Below are 2,052 nucleotides of genomic sequence, written 5' to 3'. Positions count from 1 at the left end.
TCGGCGCTCTTCTGCGCTAGGACGAGGGCTTCCTGCAGGGACTGCTTCAATTCTGTGTATTCCCTGATCTGTTCATCAAACCTTGAAAGCTGCACTTCCAGGGTCTTGATCCTTTCCGAGTAAGCCTGCAGGCTTTCGGCTACCTTTTCAAGGAAATCCTCGACCTGCTCGGGGTTATAGCCCCTCATGGCCTTGCTGAAATTGATCCTCTCGATATCAAGAACGGTCAACAGATCTGCCAATTCTTTCCCTCCCTGCCCGCGGGGTCAGTATTGTCTCCTGCCGAAAAGGGCGGTCCCTATTCGCACCATGGTGCTCCCTTCCATCACGGCATATTCAAAGTCGTCGCTCATGCCCATGGAGAGAACAGGAAGTGGAAGACCAAACCGCGATTGGGTTTCATCCCTCAATTGTCTCATGGCGGCAAAGAGCATCCTGGTCTTTCTCTCGTCGAGCCCCAGGGGCAGGACCGTCATCAAGCCCTTCAGGTCGAGGTTTGTACTTCCCTGCAGGATATCCTCCACCAGGTGTCCGAGAGCATCTCTTGACACGCCGAATTTGTCAGGATCATCCCCAATATTCACTTCCAGGAGGACCTGCAGTTTTTTACCGGCAGCGGCGCAGGCCCTGTCAAGGGCCGAAGCCAGTTTCGAGGAGTCCACGCTCTGGATGCAGCTGAAGATCTCCACCGCTTTCTTGGCCTTGTTCCTTTGCAGATGCCCCACCAGGTGCCACGGAATGCGTGACCTTGACGTGGAAGGATCCCACTTGGAAAGGGCTTCCTGTACCCTATTTTCACCCAGCGCGACCACGTCGCAGCGGGCGGTCTCTTCCATCTCTTCGATCGTTCGGGTTTTGGTGACGGCCACGATACCGACCCCATCGCCGTCGAGGCCCGACCGGGCTGCCGCCCTGGCGATCCTCTCTCGGACCGCGATTATGTTGTCTTCAATGGTACTCACCAGATCCTCACCTCTCCCTCGTCGACTTCCGCCGCCGATGCTATCACCAGGTCACCCGGCTCAAGCCCTTTTTCGACCAGGAATCGCCTTCCTGATACCGGTATCCCGTTCACTTCGATGGCGACGGATCGGTCGCCGGTGACGAGGAAGACCATCTTTTTCCTATCCCTGAGGATGACAGCGCTTTCAGGAATGAGTACACCCCTCACGTCCCCTGCATGAAGCAGGTAGAAGATTTTTCTCGAGAGGATCTCTTCCGACGAGAAGAACGGAAAAGTGAGGTAGACCTTGTAAATGGGGCCAAGGTCGTTTACGGCTCGAACTTCCGCCCGGAAAGGCAGATCGACGGCAGATCTTTTCACGTCGATATGGTCCCTTTCGGAGGGATCCCACCCGAGGGACGATTTCTCCACGTAGGCCACACACCTCAAGGATTGCGGCTGGGGTATGAATTTACCGATAGAACCCCCTGGTGAGGCCTTAAGGCCTTCATCCAGGTAACGGAGCGGTCCCGGATGGGGGAGCTTGGAGCTCCCGGGCCAAAGGGTGCCATAGGACCAGTTGCCTTCTGCACCGTCGACGGCCGCCATGAAATAACCAGGGTTGGGAGTTTTCACCTGCCCCTTGCCCGAGGAGGAAGACACCTGGGCTACCACCTCACCCTTGGCACAATAGACAGGACCCCTCCCCCGGGGAAAGGATACAGTCCCCTCCAGGGGTGAAGTCAGCAAAACTTCTTCCCAGATCAGCACGCCTTCAAAAGGTATATCCAGGGAAAGGACTGCCGGCTCCGCCACGGCGAGGTCGGGTCTGAGACGGAAGTAGCGATTCCACCAGGCTTTATATACGAAGACAGCCCCAACAACAATGCAGGCGGTGAAGAAATAGTAGAGCGCATTCGTCACGGTTTTACTTTTCATATTTTTATCATATCACTCTCCGGTTCACGATAAAGCCCGTTTACATATCCTGGCAGGACTTGGAGGAGCTCCGAGATATCGTTGATGACCGCCAGGGCTCCTCCGCCCCAAAGTACTTCACGGCTGGTCCCTCCGGTGGCCAATCCGATAAACCCGACACCGGCCCTTCT

3 protein-coding genes are annotated in these 2,052 nt (G+C 56.0%); all 3 read right to left on the bottom strand.

Going from position 1 to position 2,052, the window contains the following annotated elements:
- On the bottom strand, positions 1 to 242 hold a 242-nt coding region (locus GX108_07060), incomplete at its 3' end, for a DivIVA domain-containing protein (GenBank protein NLO56789.1).
- A 24-nt stretch (positions 243 to 266) separates the two neighbouring features.
- On the bottom strand, positions 267 to 965 hold the full coding sequence (locus GX108_07055; protein NLO56788.1) for a YggS family pyridoxal phosphate-dependent enzyme: 699 nt from the start codon (positions 963 to 965) through the stop codon (positions 267 to 269).
- On the bottom strand, positions 959 to 1,882 hold the full coding sequence (locus GX108_07050; protein ID NLO56787.1) for a hypothetical protein: 924 nt from the start codon (positions 1,880 to 1,882) through the stop codon (positions 959 to 961). Before GX108_07050 ends, GX108_07055 begins: the two co-directional genes overlap by 7 nt.
- Between the last annotated feature and the right edge of the window lie 170 nt (positions 1,883 to 2,052).

It is taken from the genome of Thermovirga sp. (assembly GCA_012523215.1).
Lineage (GTDB): Bacteria > Synergistota > Synergistia > Synergistales > Thermovirgaceae > 58-81.
The sequence above is the reverse complement of the archived record's forward strand: the minus strand, read 5'-3'. Positions and strand labels throughout refer to the sequence as shown.

Bases quoted from the DNA above. Each gene is read 5' to 3' on its own strand.
- GX108_07050 (NLO56787.1), bottom strand. From the start codon at position 1,882: ATGAAAAGTAAAACCGTGACGAATGCGCTCTACTATTTCTTCACCGCC.